20 protein-coding genes and 1 riboswitch are annotated in these 19,617 nt (G+C 40.4%); of the genes, 15 read left to right on the top strand and 5 right to left on the bottom strand.

Annotation, left to right across the window (positions count from 1 at the left end):
• Positions 1-63 precede the first annotated feature (63 nt).
• Positions 64-1,734 carry a PucR family transcriptional regulator gene (locus B1R93_RS01015; protein WP_088102135.1) on the bottom strand — a complete coding sequence of 557 codons (1,671 nt, stop codon included), beginning with the start codon at positions 1,732-1,734 and terminating at the stop codon, positions 64-66.
• A gap of 192 nt (positions 1,735-1,926) precedes the next feature.
• Here B1R93_RS01015 and B1R93_RS01010 point away from each other — a divergent pair, with 192 nt between their 5' ends.
• The 6 genes from B1R93_RS01010 to B1R93_RS00985 all read left to right on the top strand — a co-directional run bounded on the left by B1R93_RS01010 (position 1,927) and on the right by B1R93_RS00985 (position 9,128).
• Positions 1,927-3,117, top strand: a complete 1,191-nt coding sequence (locus B1R93_RS01010; protein WP_088102134.1) for a cystathionine gamma-synthase family protein — start codon at positions 1,927-1,929, stop codon at positions 3,115-3,117.
• Position 3,118: 1 nt separating this feature from the next.
• A complete protein-coding gene (locus B1R93_RS01005; RefSeq protein ID WP_088102133.1) occupies positions 3,119-4,333 on the top strand; it encodes a M20 metallopeptidase family protein in 1,215 nt (404 codons plus the stop codon).
• A complete protein-coding gene (locus B1R93_RS01000) occupies positions 4,323-5,366 on the top strand; it encodes a homoserine dehydrogenase (RefSeq protein WP_088102132.1) in 1,044 nt (347 codons plus the stop codon). The genes B1R93_RS01005 and B1R93_RS01000 overlap by 11 nt, the downstream gene beginning before the upstream one ends.
• Positions 5,367-5,387: 21 nt before the next feature.
• Positions 5,388-6,830, top strand: a complete 1,443-nt coding sequence (locus B1R93_RS00995; protein WP_088102131.1) for an aldehyde dehydrogenase family protein — start codon at positions 5,388-5,390, stop codon at positions 6,828-6,830.
• Positions 6,831-6,866: 36 nt separating this feature from the next.
• On the top strand, positions 6,867-8,054 hold the full coding sequence (locus B1R93_RS00990; protein ID WP_088102130.1) for a M24 family metallopeptidase: 1,188 nt from the start codon (positions 6,867-6,869) through the stop codon (positions 8,052-8,054).
• 147 nt (positions 8,055-8,201) lie between these two features.
• Positions 8,202-9,128: a DMT family transporter gene (locus B1R93_RS00985; RefSeq protein WP_245308161.1), complete on the top strand. Its 927-nt coding sequence runs from the start codon at positions 8,202-8,204 to the stop codon at positions 9,126-9,128.
• Positions 9,129-9,191: 63 nt separating this feature from the next.
• Here B1R93_RS00985 and dapA read toward each other — a convergent pair whose 3' ends face one another.
• Together dapA and B1R93_RS00975 are read right to left on the bottom strand one after the other, a co-directional pair.
• Positions 9,192-10,079 (bottom strand): 4-hydroxy-tetrahydrodipicolinate synthase, encoded by an 888-nt coding sequence (gene dapA / locus B1R93_RS00980; protein ID WP_088102129.1) that lies wholly within the window; start codon positions 10,077-10,079, stop codon positions 9,192-9,194.
• Between the two features lie 127 nt (positions 10,080-10,206).
• A riboswitch (Lysine riboswitch) is annotated at positions 10,207-10,387 on the bottom strand.
• Between the two features lie 96 nt (positions 10,388-10,483).
• Positions 10,484-10,642, bottom strand: coding sequence for an aspartyl-phosphate phosphatase Spo0E family protein (locus B1R93_RS00975; RefSeq protein WP_088102128.1), 159 nt, complete (start codon positions 10,640-10,642; stop codon positions 10,484-10,486).
• Between the two features lie 289 nt (positions 10,643-10,931).
• On the opposite strand from B1R93_RS00975, the gene B1R93_RS00970 reads away from it, so the two are divergent.
• On the top strand, positions 10,932-11,618 hold the full coding sequence (locus B1R93_RS00970) for a YhcN/YlaJ family sporulation lipoprotein (RefSeq protein ID WP_088102127.1): 687 nt from the start codon (positions 10,932-10,934) through the stop codon (positions 11,616-11,618).
• A gap of 48 nt (positions 11,619-11,666) precedes the next feature.
• Here B1R93_RS00970 and B1R93_RS00965 read toward each other — a convergent pair whose 3' ends face one another.
• On the bottom strand, positions 11,667-12,230 hold the full coding sequence (locus tag B1R93_RS00965; protein WP_088102126.1) for a hypothetical protein: 564 nt from the start codon (positions 12,228-12,230) through the stop codon (positions 11,667-11,669).
• 123 nt (positions 12,231-12,353) lie between these two features.
• On the opposite strand from B1R93_RS00965, the gene B1R93_RS22855 reads away from it, so the two are divergent.
• From B1R93_RS22855 to B1R93_RS00930, 8 genes are all read left to right on the top strand, one after another.
• Positions 12,354-12,509 (top strand): hypothetical protein, encoded by a 156-nt coding sequence (locus tag B1R93_RS22855; RefSeq protein WP_165763696.1) that lies wholly within the window; start codon positions 12,354-12,356, stop codon positions 12,507-12,509.
• 145 nt (positions 12,510-12,654) lie between these two features.
• Complete coding sequence (locus B1R93_RS00960) at positions 12,655-13,575, top strand: glycoside hydrolase domain-containing protein (RefSeq protein WP_245308160.1); 921 nt, start codon at positions 12,655-12,657, stop codon at positions 13,573-13,575.
• Positions 13,576-13,717: 142 nt separating this feature from the next.
• Complete coding sequence (locus B1R93_RS00955) at positions 13,718-14,419, top strand: MBL fold metallo-hydrolase (RefSeq protein ID WP_088102124.1); 702 nt, start codon at positions 13,718-13,720, stop codon at positions 14,417-14,419.
• A gap of 13 nt (positions 14,420-14,432) precedes the next feature.
• On the top strand, positions 14,433-14,999 hold the full coding sequence (locus tag B1R93_RS00950) for a TetR/AcrR family transcriptional regulator (protein ID WP_088102123.1): 567 nt from the start codon (positions 14,433-14,435) through the stop codon (positions 14,997-14,999).
• Positions 15,000-15,088: 89 nt separating this feature from the next.
• A complete protein-coding gene (locus B1R93_RS00945) occupies positions 15,089-15,958 on the top strand; it encodes an amidase (RefSeq protein ID WP_133058591.1) in 870 nt (289 codons plus the stop codon).
• Positions 15,959-15,992: 34 nt separating this feature from the next.
• Positions 15,993-16,808, top strand: coding sequence for a uroporphyrinogen-III synthase (locus tag B1R93_RS00940; protein ID WP_088102121.1), 816 nt, complete (start codon positions 15,993-15,995; stop codon positions 16,806-16,808).
• A 140-nt stretch (positions 16,809-16,948) separates the two neighbouring features.
• Complete coding sequence (locus B1R93_RS00935; protein WP_088102120.1) at positions 16,949-17,377, top strand: disulfide oxidoreductase; 429 nt, start codon at positions 16,949-16,951, stop codon at positions 17,375-17,377.
• A complete protein-coding gene (locus B1R93_RS00930; RefSeq protein WP_088102119.1) occupies positions 17,374-17,844 on the top strand; it encodes a thioredoxin family protein in 471 nt (156 codons plus the stop codon). Before B1R93_RS00935 ends, B1R93_RS00930 begins: the two co-directional genes overlap by 4 nt.
• Before the next feature lie 52 nt (positions 17,845-17,896).
• Here the strand turns inward: B1R93_RS00930 and B1R93_RS00925 are convergent, their stop codons facing one another.
• Complete coding sequence (locus tag B1R93_RS00925) at positions 17,897-19,330, bottom strand: hypothetical protein (RefSeq protein WP_088102118.1); 1,434 nt, start codon at positions 19,328-19,330, stop codon at positions 17,897-17,899.
• Positions 19,331-19,617: the final 287 nt, after the last annotated feature.

Below are 19,617 nucleotides of genomic sequence, written 5' to 3'. Positions count from 1 at the left end.
AGGGCATTGAAAAAGGGAAAAGCCCCCTTTTTCAGCGTCCTCTTAGAAGTTACCCCCTTTCTTTTAGACACCGTCGTAATATGACCAAAGTCTTGCACTTAAGTCTAATAAGAATAAATCATCAGGATTATCAAGATTGCAGCCTGTTAATGCTTCAATCTTACGTAATCGATATAATAGAGATTGACGATGCAAATTTAGTTCGCGTGCCGTTTGGCTTACATTGCTGCGGTTGCGATGATAGGTTGTAAACGTATGGAGTAAATCAATGTTTCGTTCTTTTGAGTAATGAAGTAAGGTGCCTAGTAACGTTTGTGATAGTTCCTTCAGTTCTTTTATTTCAAGCATGCTTTCTAAAACCCGATCGAGCTTCGTATCAGCAAATAAATGCTGGTTCCCAATCCCATAACGTTTACGTCCAATTGATAGTGCACGCTTCGCTTCTTGATAACTTTCGTGAAAGACATTATAACCAAACTGTTTTCCAATTCCCCATGTTATGACTAATTGAGGGTAAAGGAGAGAAAGTCTACGTTCAAGCGCTGAAACATAGGAGTACGCTGTATCAGATGCTAGATTGTTTAGGACCTCCAAAAAAACAATTAATTCTCCTTGTTGGAAGGTGACCATCACCTTTAATGCTAGCCCCTTAGCGACATCTTCCGCTTCCGCCTCTAAACACCGAATTTGTTCACTCATCCAATGATCATGAGACATACGATTCTCTTTTTGGTAGTTAAAAATTTCATCCAAGTTTTCCGGTGAAGCTACAAGCGCTACATAAGGCAAACTGATTTGATAACCAAGGGACTTTGCTCTAGAGAGTACAAGCTCATAGGATTGAATCGTCCCTTTTGCCAAGCTCAAAACAAAATCGTCTCTTAAACGCCACTCCGTTTCTTTCGCGGCATGTTCATGCAAGAAATGGAGTGCAACAGCAGTAGTGACGTGCTCAAGTAAGGTAATCCACTCGTCATATTCTTCGCGATTAAGTGGCTCTTCCCCGAATCCCCCTACTACTAGATACCCTTGTACAGAGCCCGCTGATTGAATAATAAGCTGTAATGCATAGCTATCGTCGTAGTGGATCCAGTGAACGGAATGTTCTGTTGTTTGGTGCATTCCCTCTTTTTCAAGCTGTAATTGAAAGTTCTTTTTCCAACCTTGTTCAAATTCCGTTGTTACCTTCTCACACTTTCCGCGGATAAATCCACGCTTATCCGATATAATAATTGGGCCCTTCACAGTGTTTGAAACAAATTGACAAACGGTTTCTAGCGATGTGCCAGATAGTATATAATCCAAAAGTGTTTTTCGGATATATTCCATTTTTTCAAAGCGTGCGTGCTTAATCGTTTCGATTTGTTCAAGTACTGATTGAATAACATCAGAAAAACGAATGTTCCAATTTAGTTCTAAAAGAATAAAATCATGTTTTTCAGCTAACTGCTTCACAGAGTTAGGAATCGTTTTAACAAATTTTCCTGTTGCTATGGCAAGTGCAGCTGCTCCCGAATCAATGATTTCTTTTACAAAACTTTCGAGCTGTTCTTTTCTTCTACATCCAACAGCAGTTGTGAGAACAAGTTCATTCTTTCGAACAAATTGTTCTACAGGTGTTTCGATAACAGACACCCATTCGACGGGACAATGAGTCATTTCCAATTCACCAGTGTGGACGGTAGCCTCTTTCAAAATATCAAGTTCCTTTACCTCAGCAACTGTTAGTGCCATCCAATCGCCTCCTCGGAATGAATCAGCTAATGTTCCCAGTTTCTTTTATTGTAAAGTGGAGTTGAAATTATGAGCAAGCAAAGTCATTTGATAAATTGCACATGGCCTGTGGTGAAATTTCATACAAAATGGTGAATGAATGTTTTCTTAAACTTGCGTACGATGTTAGTAACAAGTGAAAGGGGTGGCAACATGACAAACAAGAAAAACATTCAACAGGCAACAAAGGCAGTATGGTCTGGAGAGAAGGATTACTTAGCTCATGGTGCAACTCAAGTACCAGTTGTTCATAGTGTCGGATTTGGCTATGACGATGTAGATGAATGGTATGAAGTCGCAATTGGTAAGCGCAAAGGACATATTTATGGTCGGAACACGAATCCGACGGTTCAGGCTTTCGAAGATAAAGTAAAAGAGTTGGAAGGTGCAGAGGCTGCAACGAGCTTTTCAACAGGTATGGCTGCAATCTCAAATTCCTTATTAACCGTACTAAAGCCGGGAGACCGTGTTATCTCTATAAAAGATACGTATGGCGGTACGAATAAAATATTCTCGGAATTTCTTCCACGTCTGAATATAAATGTCGAATTAATAGAGACGGGAAATCATGAAGAAATGGAAAAAGCAATTGAAAAGGGCTGTACTCTCGTTTATTTAGAAACACCAACCAATCCAACCGTCAAGATTACAGATATGAAGCGAATTAGCACAAAGGCTAAGGAGCAGGATGCTCTTGTTTTCGTTGATAATACATTTGCAACACCAATTAATCAAAACCCGCTTTTTCAAGGAGCGGATTTAGTGATTCATAGTGCTACAAAGTTTTTAGGCGGTCATGCTGATGCATTAGGTGGTGTTGTATGTGGTGAGAAAAAACTTGTTGATGCCATTTACCATTATCGTGAAATCAATGGGGCAACGTTGGATCCAATGGCCGCTTATTTGCTTTTACGTGGGATGAAAACATTAAAACTCCGTATTGAAAAGCAACAAAAAAATGCTCAAAAGGTGGCTGAATTTTTACAAACCCATGAAAAGATTGATAAAGTCTTCTATCCAGGATTATCAACACATCATCATCATGACATTGCAAAAAGACAAATGCGTGGATTTGGAGGAATGCTTAGCTTTTCATTAAAGGGAGAATTGGATGCGGTTCGCCAGTTTTTACCTCGTTTAAACTATGCTCATCGTGCAGCCAATCTAGGAGCAGTTGAAACGACGGTTGGTCCAGCTAGAACGACGAGCCATGTTGAAAACACACCCGAGGAGCGTGCGGCTTTAGGTATTCCAGAAGGGCTTGTACGCTATTCAGCTGGAATTGAGGATGGAGACGACTTAATTGCTGACTTGGAGCAAGCATTAGCCGCAATTAAAGAATGAGGTGAGCGCCTTGTCTGAAAAGAAAGCAACAGTCCAAGAAGAGCTATCGCGGTGGAGACGTCATCTCCATCGCTACCCTGAACTTAGTTTCAAAGAATTTGAGACGACGAAATTTATCATTGAAGAGCTCAAACAAATGCCTGGAGTGAAGGTGGAATTCGGGCGAGAAAAAATAGGATTATCGACTGGAGTTATCGCGACCGTTGGAGAGGGCGATGGACCTGTTATCGGGCTTCGTGCGGATATAGATGCTTTACCGATTAAAGAAACGACCAACGTTTCCTATCAATCATGCCATGAGGGTGTCATGCATGCATGTGGTCATGATGGGCATACAGCGATGCTATTAGGCGCAGTTCAAGTACTAGCAACGATAAACCAACAAACCCCCCTATCAGGAAAAGTAAAATGTATTTTTCAACCTGCCGAGGAAACGGAGGATGACCACGGAAAATCCGGCGCTCAATATATGATAGAGGCTGGAGTCCTATCAGACGTTGAAGCGGTTGTAGCGCTTCATTTAGATCCTGAGCTATCCGTTGGGAAAGTAAAGCTTTGTGAGGGGCTTGCGATGGCCAATGTGGATACCTTTACTGCTATCATTCGAGGGACTGGGGGTCACGGAGCATATCCAGACCAAACCGCAGACCCTATTTGGCTCACATCGATACTGTTACCTACGCTATATAGTCTTTGTAATCGTCGGCTTTCTCCCCTCGAGCCCTCAGTTCTTAGCATTGGAATGATTAAAGGCGGTGCCCAAACAAATGTCATTCCTGACTCAGTCAAGCTTAAAGGAACAATGAGAACCTATTCCGAAGAGGCACGGCAGCAATTGGAGAAGGAGCTCCGTACGGCAATAGCCACCGTTGATTCATTAGGAGGGACGACAGAGCTTCATGTTCATAAAGGTGAACCAGCTTTATATAATAATCCAGCTGTCACGTCGATATTGAGAGAGGCGATTAAACATCGTTATCCAACGACAAAATGTCTAAATAAGCCATATGGCATGGGTGGCGAGGATTTTAGCCATATGACGAAACAAATACCAGGTGCAATGCTGTTTTTAGGTGCAAAAAAGGTAGATAAGATTTGTCATTTGCATCAACCGACATTTGATATTGATGAACGTGCGTTAGAAATTGGTACGCAGATTCTTGTGCATACAGTGTTAACATCATTCGCTAAAGGAGGGCTATCATATGGCACATAAATTAGCATTATTAGGCTTTGGCGGTGTCGGTCAGGGACTGGTTCATATTTTAAGAGAAAAGCACCAACGATTAAAAGAGACGTATGGCTGCGAATTTGTGGTTGTTTCGATTTCAGATTTATATAAGGGCTCACTCCATCACCCAGAAGGTTTAGACCTCGATCGTGTAATTGAAGCGATCGAGAAGACAGGAAGTTTAGATTATTATCCTGACCAGTTGGGGTTAGTGAGAGGTTGGTCAAGTGAAGAAACGATTCAAAAAACAAACGCAAAAACCATTGTGGAAATGACGTTTACTGATATCAAAACGGGTCAGCCTGCCATTTCACATTGTCAGGAAGCATTTAAGCATGGAAAACATGTTGTGATGACAAACAAAGGTCCAGTTGCCTTAGCTCATAAAGAATTAGCAGAGCAAGCGAAAGAAAATGGGGTAAGATGGTTATTTGAAGGAGCAGTCATGAGCGGGACCCCTGCATTACGACTCCCATTAGCAACATTGGCTGGAAATGACATCACATCAATCAAAGGTATTCTTAACGGAACAACTAATTATATGCTTACGAAAATGGAAGAGGAAGGTCTTGATTATGATGACGTCTTAAAGGAGGCACAAGAGCTTGGATATGCCGAAGCAGATCCAACTAGCGATGTGGAAGGATATGATGTCCTTTACAAAGTGTTGATTTTGTCTGAGGTCGTTCTTGGCATGCCTTTAAAACGAGAGGACGTAGAATTAAAAGGGATTTCATCGATCTCTATTAAAGAAATAGAGGCGGCCAAGAAAGAAGGAAAGCGCTGGAAGCTAATCGGAAGACTTGAACAAACAGAAAGTGGACTAAAAGCTTCAGTAAAGCCCGAGAAGCTTGATTTAAGTGACCCACTTGCGGGTATAGGCGGTGCAACAAATGCGATTACGTATACGTGTGATTTATCTGGTCCCATCACGCTTGTAGGTGCAGGCGCTGGTATAAAAGAAACTGGGTTTGCCGTGTTGATTGATTTAATTCAACTAGAGAGAAAGCAAATATAATCATCAAAAGGGGTGAAGGTCATGAGTAAACAAATCGTTCAGGAACGTATGTTAATCGGTGGAAAATGGGAAGAACGAGGGAAGACGATTGAAGTCCATGACCCGGGAACAGGTGAAGTGATAGCAACGGTTCCTTCAGCCTCGATTCATGATGTTGATCATGCCATTGAACGTGCAAAGGAAGGAGCGAAAATTTCAGCGAACTTACCTGTACATGAAAGGATGAAAATTCTTCGCGGCGCTGCGGATTGGATTGAACACCGCCAGCATCTATTTGCTACGACGATTTCTCAAGAGGGGAGTAAAACGATTCGGGAAGCACGGAAAGAAGTGACGCGCTGTATTGAGACGTTAAGAATCAGTGCAGAAGAAGCGAGAAGAATTGAGGGAGAAATGATTCCGTTTTCACAAATGCCTGGCCATGAACGTAGAATAGGATATGTGTACCGTTTCCCAGTTGGAGTTGTTGCCGCAATTACACCTTTTAATGATCCTTTAAATCTTGTAGCTCATAAAATTGGGCCAGCAATTGCCTCTGGAAATGCGGTAATTGTTAAACCGGCAACATTGACTCCGCTTAGTGCACTTCGTTTGGCAGAAGCATTTGAGAAGGCGGGGCTGCCAGATAAAATTCTTTCTGTTATAACAGGTTATGGTTCAGAAGTTTGTGATCCGTTAATTACTCATAAGGATGTACGATTTATTTCATTTACTGGTGGCTATGAAACCGGTCAATCAATCATCCGTAAAGCCGGTGTGAAGAAAGTCGGAATGGAGCTTGGATCGAATTCACCGACCATCGTACTAGAAGATGCCAATGTGGAAGAAGCTGTTGATTCAACAGTATCAGGTGCGTTTGGCGTAGCCGGACAAAATTGCTTAAGTGTTCAGCGGCTATACATTCAAGCTTCAATATACTCGACATTTCTTAAACAGTTTGTACAGAAAACGAAACAGCTTAAGGTTGGGAACAAAGCATTAGAAACGACCGATGTCGGACCAATGATTTCAATAAAGGAAGCAAAGCGTGTTGAAAAGTGGATTCAAGAGGCAGCAGTTTCAGGTGCTGAAATAGTGACAGGTGGTAAACGGGAAGGAACATTTATTCAACCTACGATTCTTACAAAGGTTCCAGAATCGGCAATGATTGCGAAAGAAGAAGTGTTTGGGCCAGTTGTTATAATTGAGCCTGTCGAAACACTTGATGATGCAATTGAACGAGCGAATAATGTTGACTACGGATTACAGGCTGGTATATTTACGGCTGATTTAGAGCACGCCTTTGAAGCGATTCATCGCCTTGAAGTAGGTGGAGTCATGGTTAATGATAGTAGTGATGTAAGAATTGATGCAATGCCATTTGGTGGTATTAAAGGCTCCGGTTTAGGCCGAGAAGGCATTCGGTATGCGATTGAAGAGATGACAGAGCAAAGAGTTGTTGCGATTCAATTAAATAAGAAATAGCCTGCATTATAGGCTTAATGAAAGAGGGTGAGACTAGTGTTTCCGTTAGTTGAGTATCGGACGCGTTTAACTGAAACGAAGAAGCGAATGGTCGATCTTGGAGTGGATGTTTTGTTAATATCAAACCCCTCAAATATGTACTATTTAACAGGCTACTCAGCATGGAGTTTTTACGTTATCCAGGCTATGATCGTAACACTTGAGGATGATCAGCCGATTTGGATTGGACGTCAGATGGATGCAAGTGCAGTTGCTAAAACGACATGGTTAGACGAACAGCATATTATTGCGTACCCTGATCATTATGTTCAATCAATTGAAAGGCACCCAAATGATTTTATCGCAAACATTTTAACTGAAATTGGGCAAGGGGCTAGACGAATAGGACTAGAGATGGATGCTCACTACTTTACGGCAAAATGTTTTCAGCATCTTCAAGCAGGATTACCGAATGCAATATTTAAAGATGCATCAAGTCTTGTTAATTGGGTGCGTGTCATTAAATCAGACCGTGAAATTGAATATATGAAAAGGGCAGGGATTATCGTCGGAAAGGCGATGGAGGCTGCTTATAATGAGGCTGATGTTGGAAAACGTGAATGTGATGTTGCAGCAGCAATTTATCATGCACAAATCAAAGGAACGAAGGAATTTGGAGGAGACTATACGTCAATTGTTCCAATGATTCCAGCGAATGATAATACAGCTTGTCCACATTTAACATGGACGGATGAAACGTATAAAGAAGGGACGTATTTAACACTTGAGATTGCCGGAGCATATAAACGTTATCATACACCTATGGCACGAACGATGGCTATCGGGAAGGCTCCTTACAATGTGAAGGAGTTGGCCAAAGTCGTCCAAGAAGGGATTGAAGAAACACTCGCTGTTATTCGTCCAGGACTCACTGCGGAGCAAGTAGAACGTACGTGGAGTCAAGCGATTGCAAAATATGGTCATCATAAAAAGTCACGCCTCGGGTACTCAATTGGATTAAGCTTCCCTCCAGATTGGGGGGAGCACACAGTAAGCTTTCGAGAAGGTGACAAAACCATTTTAAAGCCAAACATGACGTTTCATTTAATGCCTGGTATATGGTATGACGATTACGGAGTAGAAATTACTGAATCCATCAGAATTACGGAAAAGGGTGTAGAAACATTGACGAATTTCCCTAGAGGATTATTTGAGAAACCAATTTTTGATGAATTAAGTTCGTAAGCGATATGGGTGTTGCAGGGGAAATTCCTCTGTTAGCACCCTATTGATGATATTATATTTCGAGTAACGAAAAAGTCGTGAACCTTATTCCGGAAAATGATAAACTAAACAAGGGAAGAGGAGAAATAAAGGAAGGAAGTTGTTAAAGTGAATAAACAAGCCCATATAGGGGTCTATATTATCGCATTTTCTGCGATGGCAACATGGGGAGTTAATGTTGTAATGTTAAAGGTGCTTGTTGAGGCCCTGCCACCTTCAACGATGACATCTTTCCGGATTTTGTTTGCAGGCATAGCCTTACTTGGAATTGCCTATTATACTAAATCCTTTAGAACTTTAACAAAGCTAGAATGGAGAAACACGTTACTAGGTGCATTATTTGGTGTCGTCATTCATCATTATTTTTTAGCACATGGTTTAACGTTAACAAATGCGTCGAACACTGCCTTAATCTTGGCTTTGGTTCCGATTACAACATCCATATTTGCGATTATATTTTTAGGAGACCGTTTGACAAAATGGCGTCTACTAGGAATTGTGTTAGCCTTTTTTGGTGTTTTACTCGTTCAAGGTGGCTCTGGGACACTTGTGATTCATAAAGGGGAACTGTTTATTTTTATTGCTATGCTTGCTCAAGCTCTTGGGATTATTTACATAAAAAAAGCTACACATACATTGGATTCAAAACAGGTAACAGGAATGATGCTCGTGTTCGGTTCATTCTCTTTACTGCTGCTTAGCTTATTTCTTGAGCCACAGGGGCTATCTGAAATGGTAGGAGCACCTCCATTCATTTATGTAGTTTTTTTCATCTCGTCAATTATCGCAACTGCCGGGGGACAATATGCCTTTAACTTTGCGATTCAAAAAATAGGGGCAGGTCAAGCCGCAGTTTTTAATAATTTAGTTCCACTTTTTGGATTACTAAGTGCGGCTGTTTTTCTTGGGGAAACGGTTCACTGGTATCAATTTTTAAGCTTTTTATTCATTATATCGGGCGTATTGTTAGGAACCGGCTATATCGAACGAACATGGTTAAAAACAGCAGCCCCTTTACAAGAAAAAAGCATGTAGCCAAATGGCTGCATGCTTTTCTTAAACAAAAAATAGACGAGCATGAAACTCGTCTATTACAGATTAGCTGACAAAATAATTGATTGAAGGTTGAATCACTGATTGTAACTGTTGCTGTTGTTCAAGTGTTAGTGGAATAAGAGGTAAGCGAACAGAACCAACCTCAAGTCCCTTCATTTCAAGAGCAGCTTTGACCGGTGTAGGGTTTGGTGCTTTGAATAAAGCTTTCATTATTGGCAATAACTGACGATGTTGCATAGCGGCAGCTTGAACCTGACCACCGAGATAGTTACGTACCATTTGCTGCATTTCATTACCGACAATATGAGAAGCAACTGATACGACACCAATTCCTCCAATTGATAATATCGGTAACGTTAAGCTATCATCGCCACTATATAGTGAGAAATCCTCTGGTGTATGTTCAATAATTGTCGCCATTGCTTCTAAATCACCACTTGCTTCCTTAATCGCAACAATATTCGAAATTTCTGTTAAGCGAAGTGTTGTTTCAACATCCAAGTTAACAGCCGAACGTCCTGGAATATTGTAAAGCATTACAGGTAGCTTTGTGGATTCAGCGATGACCTTAAAATGTTGATACAGCCCTTCCTGTGAAGGTTTATTATAATAAGGTGTTACAAGCATAATCCCATCTACGCCCAATTCCTCAGCCTGCTTTGTCAATTCAATTGAAGCTTGAGTATTATTTGAGCCAGTACCAGCAATAATTGGGATTTTTCCATTTGCTGCTTCAACCGTTGTTTTGATTATAAGTATTTTTTCTTCTGTTGAAAGCGTCGGAGATTCTCCTGTTGTTCCCGCTACAACAATTGCATCCGTTCCATTAGTAATAAGATGGTGAACTAGTTTTTTTGTAGCTTCCACGTCCACTTGTCCATTTTGATCGAAAGGTGTCACCATTGCTGTCACAATTCGTCCGAAATTCATCTCACTCACCCTCAATTCCCTAAAAATTTTTATCCGTAGTGGGCTAGCTTCGGCTTAACACAAAAAAAAGCAACAATGAGGGACTCATTGCTGCATGGCAATGTTGTGCACACACAATCATTCCAATGCGTGAGATAGCCCTCCATATAGCCTTTGCTATATGACAGTACTGCACTTATTTAGTACAGTCCCAGCTAAAGAAACGTATGAGCATTCTTTAGCTTCGGCAAATTCCCCTTTTAGTACGTGTCATTAGAGCTCATACCCTTCCACGCCTTACTCATGGCATTTGCACCTCTACCCTCACTTCAACGTTTGAAGTAAAGATTATACGATATTGTGTGTCTACCTTAACAAAAGTTTGCACTGAATGCAATGGTTTCGGCACACTTTCTCTTATTATTTTATTTATTCATGTTTAAATGAGGTGGGTGAAATTGTACAAGGTTTAATAGTAGATCCAATTCCTGGCTACATTGCACTGTTTTTTCCGAGGTGAATCCATACTTTTTGGCAAAATGTAACATCTGTCTTCTTTTTAACTCAATTTCCGTTAGTAACATATTCTTACACTCCAGTATAAAAATTGGAAAAGAAACACGACTTAATTTAAGCGTTCACGTGGAGAGTTTGAATAAGCCCCTCTTTTCACATAAAGCTATTATAGCCAAAACAAAGCAGAAGAAAAGACATTTTGTTGAATTAGTCAGCATTAGCGAAAAATAGAACAAGTTCGACAAAAAACTTAAGAGTTTAGCAATAGTTTGGAAGGAAATGAATGAAAGCCATTCCTAAAAATGAGCAGAATTAGAAGACGCAGAATAAATCAAACTAATCACAGGAGGGATTGAGATGAAACATATACTTTGGATGGTTGTCTTTGTTTGTTGTTTAAGTGGATGTGTTATCGAACAAAAACAACAAATGGGAGCGAATTCTGACCGAACACAAGGATTTAGTGGGTATGGAACCGAAAATGCACGTGATTGGGAAGGTCCATTAATGGACTTAATGGTTCCAGATCGAGCACCTAAAGGATTAACGGATAAATCACAAGAAATTTTAAATGATCCTAACTATTTAATCAATAATCGGAACCTAGGAATGAATCACCAAGGAATTAATAGTCAAGGGGCTCGTATTCAAGCTCACCGGCCAGGAACAATTAGAGATAAACAAATTAGAAGTGATGAACCTTATTTACGTTCAAAAGGGAATGCTAAAGCACAACACCAAGCCTCTCTAACGGAGACAATTGAGCAGAGAGTAAAATCGCTCGAAAGTGTTCATGATGTTCATGTCATTAGTGATGGTCAAGTCGTAGTACTTGGGATTGAATCAAGTGAATCCGATCGAAAAAAGCTCTATCGTTCTGTAAAAAATGAAGTTCGAAACTTAGTTGATATAAACCGTGTACGGATTACAACAAACCGTCAATTAATTAATCGTATGAAAAGGTTAGAGCATCAAATGGCGCCAATCCCATTTGGTGGTACAATTGCTGAAATCATTGATGGATTGGAATCAAATAATCGCTAATATAAAAACGGGTTAACCCATATTTTAGGGCTAACCCGTTTTTTAGATTTAATAAAAACCTAACTCTTCAGCTAAGGATTGGTATTCCATTTCTAATTGCTTATGAGTTAGAATTGCGTTTTCATAATAAACACGTGCATTTTCTACTTGTAATGGATGGATAGGTGTTCGCATATCGCTAAGGATCCGTTCAAAAGCATCGATCTCTGTAAGCATGCTGATTAAAATATCATGAAATGCATCAAATTCAAGAGGGCGTTCTTGTTCTAAAAATTGCTCGCTTTTCGATTTCACGTTTGAAATGACTTCATAAAGCTCTTTTCTTTCCTCATCGGTTAACGTATTGTTTTCTAAATACGGGGCAAGGCTCTCTAACTGGTTAATGGTGTTTCTTAAATAATAGCCAGCATTTTCTGCGTATACTTGTACTGCTGAAGGTAAGTCATTCTTTGCATCATTTTGGTCTGTGTTACTTGCGACACCGTAATAATTTTTCGATGATTGCTGCTGTGCCTCTGCATCACGTGCAATATCGGTTTCAGAATCTGCTCTACATCCTGCAATACTCGTAGCTAATGTAATTACAAGGATGACATGTCTCAGTTTTAACAATTTCTTCACCTCTCGCAATTTGGCTTTACTTTGTTGCTAGTATGAGTGGATTAAGGAAAAAGTATGCATTTTTCTCTTTCGCCCGATATAGATTGGTTATAAAGGGGGAAAGGGGAGAGAGTCATGATTCTCATTTTGGCAGTATCTATATTTTTTCTCCTGTTTTTTTTCGTCATGATGCTAGGGAACCATATAACTGCGTTAATGGAACGATTGTTATCAGAGGAAGCTGATAAGGAGCTGTTGTTAATTGAAGAGAGAATGAAAAAGATAAAGTAATCGTACGAAGGAGTGCTCAAAAGGTGAATGTACCTTTTCGAGTCACTCTTATTTTTTTATAAAAACAGCAAAGACAAGCGCCTGCACAATCAATACCAGCACCAAATAAGATAAATGGAATTCACTTTATGATTGGGGTGAGATTGTGCGCCAATATATCATTATTGGGTTCCTTTATCTTGTTGCTGCTACGACTTTTTATTTATTTGTTATTCAGGGCGATCATGAAACAACAAGTGATATAGATTTGGATGAAATCTTTGAGGATTATCCTCAAGAAAACGAAGCAGGAGATGAGCAAGAGTCAAGCGAAGAAGGCGATTCATCTCCAAAAGAAAACGAAGCAGAAGATGATCAAGAGTCAAATGGAGAGGGGCGTTCATCTGAGGAGGAACAGAGTGAAGGTAGTCAAGAAGTCTTGTGGGGTGTTGATTCAGCGAGTAGGACAACAGAGCAGCTTGCAGCATGTGTAAGGAATCATTTTGGTGAGCCAACTTTTTGGGGGCGGTATTTAGAGGATAAGGAAGAAGTTTCGTTTGGGTTAACAGAGAAGGAAGTAACACTCCTTCATCAAAATGGTTATTCTATTCTTGTTATTTATAATCATTTTATAGATGGAACAACCTACGAGAAAGGAGTAGCAGAAGCGAAAGTAGCTATCGAATATGCTAAACAAATAGGTGTCCCTAACGGGGTTGCAATATTCGCAAATGTTGAACCAGAGTACCCGATTGATTCGCAGTTTATAATGGGCTGGTATGATACTATTTCTGCATCAGATTATGTACCTGCTATTTATGGTGTGTTTTCGGAAGATGGCGATGTCCGAGTTGCGTATGAGGAAGCGGTTAGGGAGGAAGAGACGATTGGTGAAGAGATGATAATCTGGACAAACCAACCTCAAGTAGGTATTACGACAGAGGCTAATGCCCCAGACTTTCAACCAGAAGTACCTGATAGCAGACGAGATGTTGTATGGCAGTACGGTCTTGAAGCAGAGCAATGTAATATTGATACGAACTTACTTCCAGCTTCCGTGTTAGAGTATCTTTGGCAACCTAAGTAGTGTTCAAGCAAATAATCGGTCCTCTTCAGGAATTCGTTCTTGAGGGGGCTTAACATTAGCAAAGCTTTTATATTGACAAAAACTAATGACATTAGTTATAGTGAAACTAATACCATTAGTTTAAGGTTCGGAGGGGTGTTTTATGAAGCTAACAAAAGTAAAATCAGTGTATCAATTATCCTTTATGCCTCGGTTCTTTCCAGTTAATTGTTATCTGGCAGAAGAAGAGAAAGAATTAACTTTAATTGATGCTGCTCTGCCTTTTAGCGTGAAAGCTATTCTCCAAACATCAGCTATGTTAAAAAAGCAGATAACTCGAATTGTGATTACTCATGGCCATTCAGATCACGTTGGGGCATTAGATAAAGTAAAGAAAGCCTTCCCCGATGCTCTTGTTTATATTTCAAAGAGAGATGAGAAATTGCTAAGAGGGGATCGTTCAATACAACCCGGAGAGCATTTTCCAATAAAAGGAGATTTACCGAAAGGCATTACGACGATACCTGACTTATATTTAAATGATGGAGACAGAATTGGCTCATTACAGATTATTTCAACACCAGGCCATACACCAGGCTCAATGTCACTTCTAGATGTACGTACTAAAGGCGTGATTGTAGGTGATGCTTTTCAAACTAGGGGAGGCTTTGCAATTTCGGGTACGTTTAAGCCATTTTTCCCTTTTCCTGCATGGGCAACGTGGAACAAGCAATTGGCGATAGAAAGTGCACGTAAAATTTTACAACTTCAACCTGAATATATTGCGTGTGGTCACGGCAAAATGATCCATCAGCCTTGCACCTTATTAAAAAAATTAATTGATGAAGTCGACCAAACGGCGTAAAGGGGGAAATTACATGTCACCTCGAATTGGACTCGATTATTCTACTGTTGTACAAACAGCGATTCAATTGGCAGATGCTGAAGGGCCTACTAGTGTAACGATTGCAACTCTTGCGAAAAAGCTAGGGGTGAGACCTCCATCCTTATACAATCATATTTCCAGTTTACAGGATGTCCGCAACAAAGTTGTGTTACATGGATTGAATGAGTTATTGAGACGGATTGAAAACGCAACGAGACGAGTTGTGAGAGAGGAGGCTGTTCATCAATTAGCAAAAGCCTATCTGACCTTTGCAAGAGAACATCCAGGAGTATATGAAATGACGTTAGCGCCGGATGTAACAGTAGAAGAAATTGAAAGGGCGAGTGCAGCTATTGTTCAGCTAACTGTCGCAATTATAAAAACATTTGATATAAATGAAGAGGAAAGTCTCCATGCAGTAAGAGGAATTCGCAGCATGCTGCATGGCTTTGCGTCTCTAGAGCGAAATGGGGGGTTTGGGCTTTCTCTTTCCTTAGATGATAGCTATAAAAAAATGATTAATGCGTATTTGCATGGACTGACAATTTACAGAAAATGATGAAAGTGAAAGACAAATAGGAGGCATTCCTCTATACTAAAAAAGTGAAGCAGGAAGAATTACATGTTAAAATCAGAAAGGGGAATAAAGTGGGAACGACACATCTAGCAATAGTTCTTTTTCTACTTACCCCATTTAATTTAAACGCAAGCGAACCAAACGAAACAGCGACATGGGTTTGGCATACTGAGGATATTATTCATCAACCTGATGAGGTGTTAGTTTTTTTACAGAAAAAAGGGGTTTCTCATTTATATCTTCAAGTTAACCAGAATGTCCAGATTGGGCATTATCAACACTTTATCGAGAAAGCCAATCAAATGTCGATAAATGTCCATGCACTTGATGGTTCACCAACTTGGGTCGATCGAATGGGAAGGGTTCAATATATTCCGATAATCAATTGGTTAACGCAGTATCAACAATCGTCAACGACTGAACAGCGTTTTACTGGCTTACATATTGATGTGGAGCCCTACTTATGCCCTCGATGGTTCATGAATAGGCGAGCAACGATAGAAGAATATCAACAAGTCATTTTAGATTTTAAACAGACAACTAGACAATTAAACATTGAATTTGGAATTGATATTCCCTTTTGGTTTGATTCCGAAGTCTATTTTAATAAACGCTTCGGAAGCGGAAAGTTATCTGAATGGTTAATTGATCAGGCTGATTCAACAACGGTAATGGCTTATCGAGATCATGCAGAAAACTTGGACGGGATCATTGATATTGTAAAAGATGAGCTTGTTTATGCTAACAAAAAAGGTAAAAACATATATATTGCGGTTGAGACTGATTGGACAACGGAAGGAAATCTTTTGACCTTTTTAGATAACGGGGAAGCTTCTATGCTACTTGAGCTTGATAAAGTAAAAAGCATCTATAAACGCTATCGATATTTTCGTGGCTTCGCGATTCATCATTATCGAAGCTGGCGTGCATTAAGAAAATGATATGTAGTAAACGATAAGAGAAAAGGGTGATTTGATGGGGATCGGATTAACAGGGAAACGTGTCGTGATAGCAGGTGCTAGAAAGACAGAGGAAATGAGTACAATTATTGAGAAGCAGGGTGGCATTCCTGTCTTAAGACCTTTACAAGGAACGGTTTATTTGGCAGATAAACAAATTGAAACAGAATTTAAAGAGCTAATTCAAACCGATTTTGATTGGGTTCTTTTCACGACTGGTATTGGACTTGAGACCCTGTTAGAGCTAGCTGAAAGACTTACATTGAAAGAGCGATTTATTGAGGTCATTCAAAATGCTAACGTTGCTTCACGCGGCTATAAAACGGTCGGCGTATTAAAAAAAATCGGTGTAAAATCAGTTGCCGTTGATATTGACGGAACGACACAAGGGCTCATGCATTCCCTTGAAAAGTTTGATTTCTCAAATAAACAGGTGCTTGTTCAATTACATGGATTGACCGTACCGAAGCTAACAGATTTTCTTGAGCAAAAGGGGGCAAAGGTTACCGAAATTCTCCCTTATCAACATATCGCACCAGAAAAAGAGACGATTGAATTGTTATGCAGTGAAATCCTTTCTGAAGAAGTCGATGCAATATGTTTTACAACGGCGATTCAAGTACGTTCTCTCTTTGATTATGCTAAGGAACAAGGTTTTGAAAATCAACTTATTGAACGTTTTTCTGACAAGGTAGTTGCTGTATCGGTCGGAAAGGTTACGACTGAAGCGCTAAAAGATGAAGGAGTTGCTCGTGTAATTGCCCCAGTCATTGAACGAATGGGTGCAATGATCGTCGAAGCTGCCCGTTTTTATAGTAGGAATGAAAACTAACTCGGTTTTGGGTCATGGGAAGGCTTGCCCCTTTTCGTGGTCCTTTTTGTCAATTTCACGAAATTGACAAAAAGCTGACAGTAAGACTAAAGTATAATAAGGTTTAGTCTTAAGGAAATAAGAGAAAGAGGACATAATCTATGAATAAATCAAATGAAAACACGCTGCACCTAGCATGGCTCACGTCCTTTATTGCCACTCTAGGCTCACTCTATTTTTCTGAAATACGACAATTTGAACCTTGTACATTATGCTGGTATCAACGGATTCTTATGTACCCGCTAGTCATTATTCTGTTTATAGGAATTGTGAAAAAGGATGCACAGGTTGCCCTTTATTCAAGTGTCCTATCTTTTATCGGATTGTTATTTTCGATCTATCATTATGGAATACAGAAACTTTCATTTCTTGCCTCAAGTGCACCTTCTTGCGGGCGAGTACCCTGTACGGGACAATATATTAATTGGTTCGGTTTTATTACAATACCATTTTTAGCAGGCACTGCCTTTTTCATTATTTTCATATGCAGTTTAGTAGTATTAAAGTCTAATAGGAGGGAGTTATCATGAAAAAATTACTCATTTACGGAGGGATTGTCCTTCTTTTATTTATAAGTCTTGCTGTTGTCTCCAATGTTCAACAAACAAAAAAAGCAGAAGGCAATCCATTCGGAAAGGATAAGTTACATAGTGCGACTACGGATCTGTTAGACGATCCAAACTATCAAAATGTGATTCTTCCAGATGAATTATCAGAAAGGCTGTCACAAGGGGATGACGTAACAGTTTATTTTTACAGCTCGACGTGTCCATACTGTAAGGAAGCTACACCGCGCCTTGTTCCTTTAGCAGAAGAAGTAGGTGTTGATTTAGTTCAGTATAATGTTCTAGAATTTGAAGCTGGCTGGAGTGACTATAACATTGATTCAACACCAACCCTTATTCATTTTGAAAACGGTGAGGAAAAGGAAAGAATCGTTGGCGCTGCATCAAATGAAGAATACACGGCATTTTTTAATGATCATGTTTTGAAGTGAATAGACGAAGGGGTGCCCATTTAAGCTAATTGCAGTGGGCACCTCTTATTTATTATAAAAATAGTAGCGCAAAGCAGGTAGCGATCACTAAACCTAAGATGACGGGTAAAAAGCATTTACGCACAAGGTCCATAACAGGTACTTTGGCAAAACCCGCAACTGCAACGAGTGAAGACCAAGCAATTAATGTTCCGCCTCCTACCCAAATGGAGCCCATTTGCCCAATTGCAGCGAGAGTGGCTGCATCAACACCAACCGTTTCGCTTAATGCCCCAGCAAGTGACCCGACTAGAGGAAGCCCCGAGAAGCCAGAACCATCTAACCCTGTCACCATTCCAATTATCAGGATTCCGAAGGCTGCTAAGAACGCGCTTTCAGGAATAATTTGCTGGCCAGCTTGAACAAGGTCAAATAGGAATGAAGGAGCGTTTTCAGGGTTTTCTACACTAAACACCTTAGCAGAAAGCTCCTCACTGCCAATGAAGAAAAAGCCGGCAATAGGAATAACAGGTCCCATCGCTCTAAATGCGAAGAGGAAACCTTTCACTAGATGGTTACTAACATTAGAGAATGTTTTTTTAAACTGATAGACTGATGAAGCGGCGATTAAAAGAAGAACGGCTGTTCCACCGATTAATGCAGCGCCAGTTCCGCCTTCTAGAGTAGTAATTGAAGCAGAAAACTGGGCAAGCACCATATAAACGACAATCGTTAAAAAGCTAAGTGGCACAAGAACAGCAAACAATTTACTATGCCTCGTGTTTCGAGTCAGGCGTTGTTTTTCTTTGTCAATCAGCTCATCTTCATCTTCGCCGAGATCTTCCCATGCCGTTAAATGTTTTTGAGAAGGATACTTGATCAATTTCCGAATCATGAAGTAAGCCAGCGATATGGCAACAGTTCCTGTAACTAATGATAAAAGAAGTGCCCGATCCGCGACTTCACCTACACTAATATTGGCAGAGGTAGCGGTAAGCATCGGTGCAATTTTTATCACATAGTCCGATGATAGCGCCATTCCTTGCCCTGCTAAAGCAATCGCCACCCCGGCACCAACAGGCGGAAGTCCTGCTTTAATGGCAACAGGTATTAGAATCGCTCCAACTAACGGTACGGCTGGTGTAGGCCAGAAAAATAACGAAATCAAAAACGTCACGATAGCGAGCAGCCAATAAGATAAATGGCCATTTTTCATTACTTTTTGAAATGGAGCAATCATTTGTTCATCTGTCCCAATTTCCTTTAAAGAATGAAGAAGGGCTGTCATTATCGCGATAATGAGAAATATATTAAATAGCTCTGCTGCGGCAGTTAAACTAGCTTGGAAAATGGTTTGTAACCCAAAAACAAAGGAACCACTATACAGCCATCCAACGAAAAACGTCATCAGAATAGCAGGAACAACTACATTTTGCCGACAAAGCATCGTTACAATAATGACACATGTTCCAATCAAATAGATCCAATGTGAACCAGTAAGCTCCATGTGCAATACTCCTTTCAGAAGTATAAAATCACGAACATACAACACTCTATGCACACAGATAGGCACTTGTGATAGTCCCCCTCCCAAGGGCGGTTTTCCCTTGGGAGGGGGACGAAGCGAAAGCGGAGCCGTTGCAATCTTTTTATTCTGAGAAGTGGGTTTCTTCTCAGAAAGCAACGAGCGAAGCAGAGCCCCAAGGGCGGTTTTTCCTTGGGAGGGGGACGAAGCGAAAGCGGAGCCGTTGCGCGCTTGTGGTTAGCGTGCGGGGGATTCTGGTAGGGGATTCG

It is taken from the genome of Halalkalibacter urbisdiaboli, from assembly GCF_002156385.1.
GTDB classification, from domain to species: domain Bacteria; phylum Bacillota; class Bacilli; order Bacillales; family Bacillaceae_D; genus Halalkalibacter_A; species Halalkalibacter_A urbisdiaboli.
This window is presented reverse-complemented; position numbering and strand designations above follow the sequence as displayed.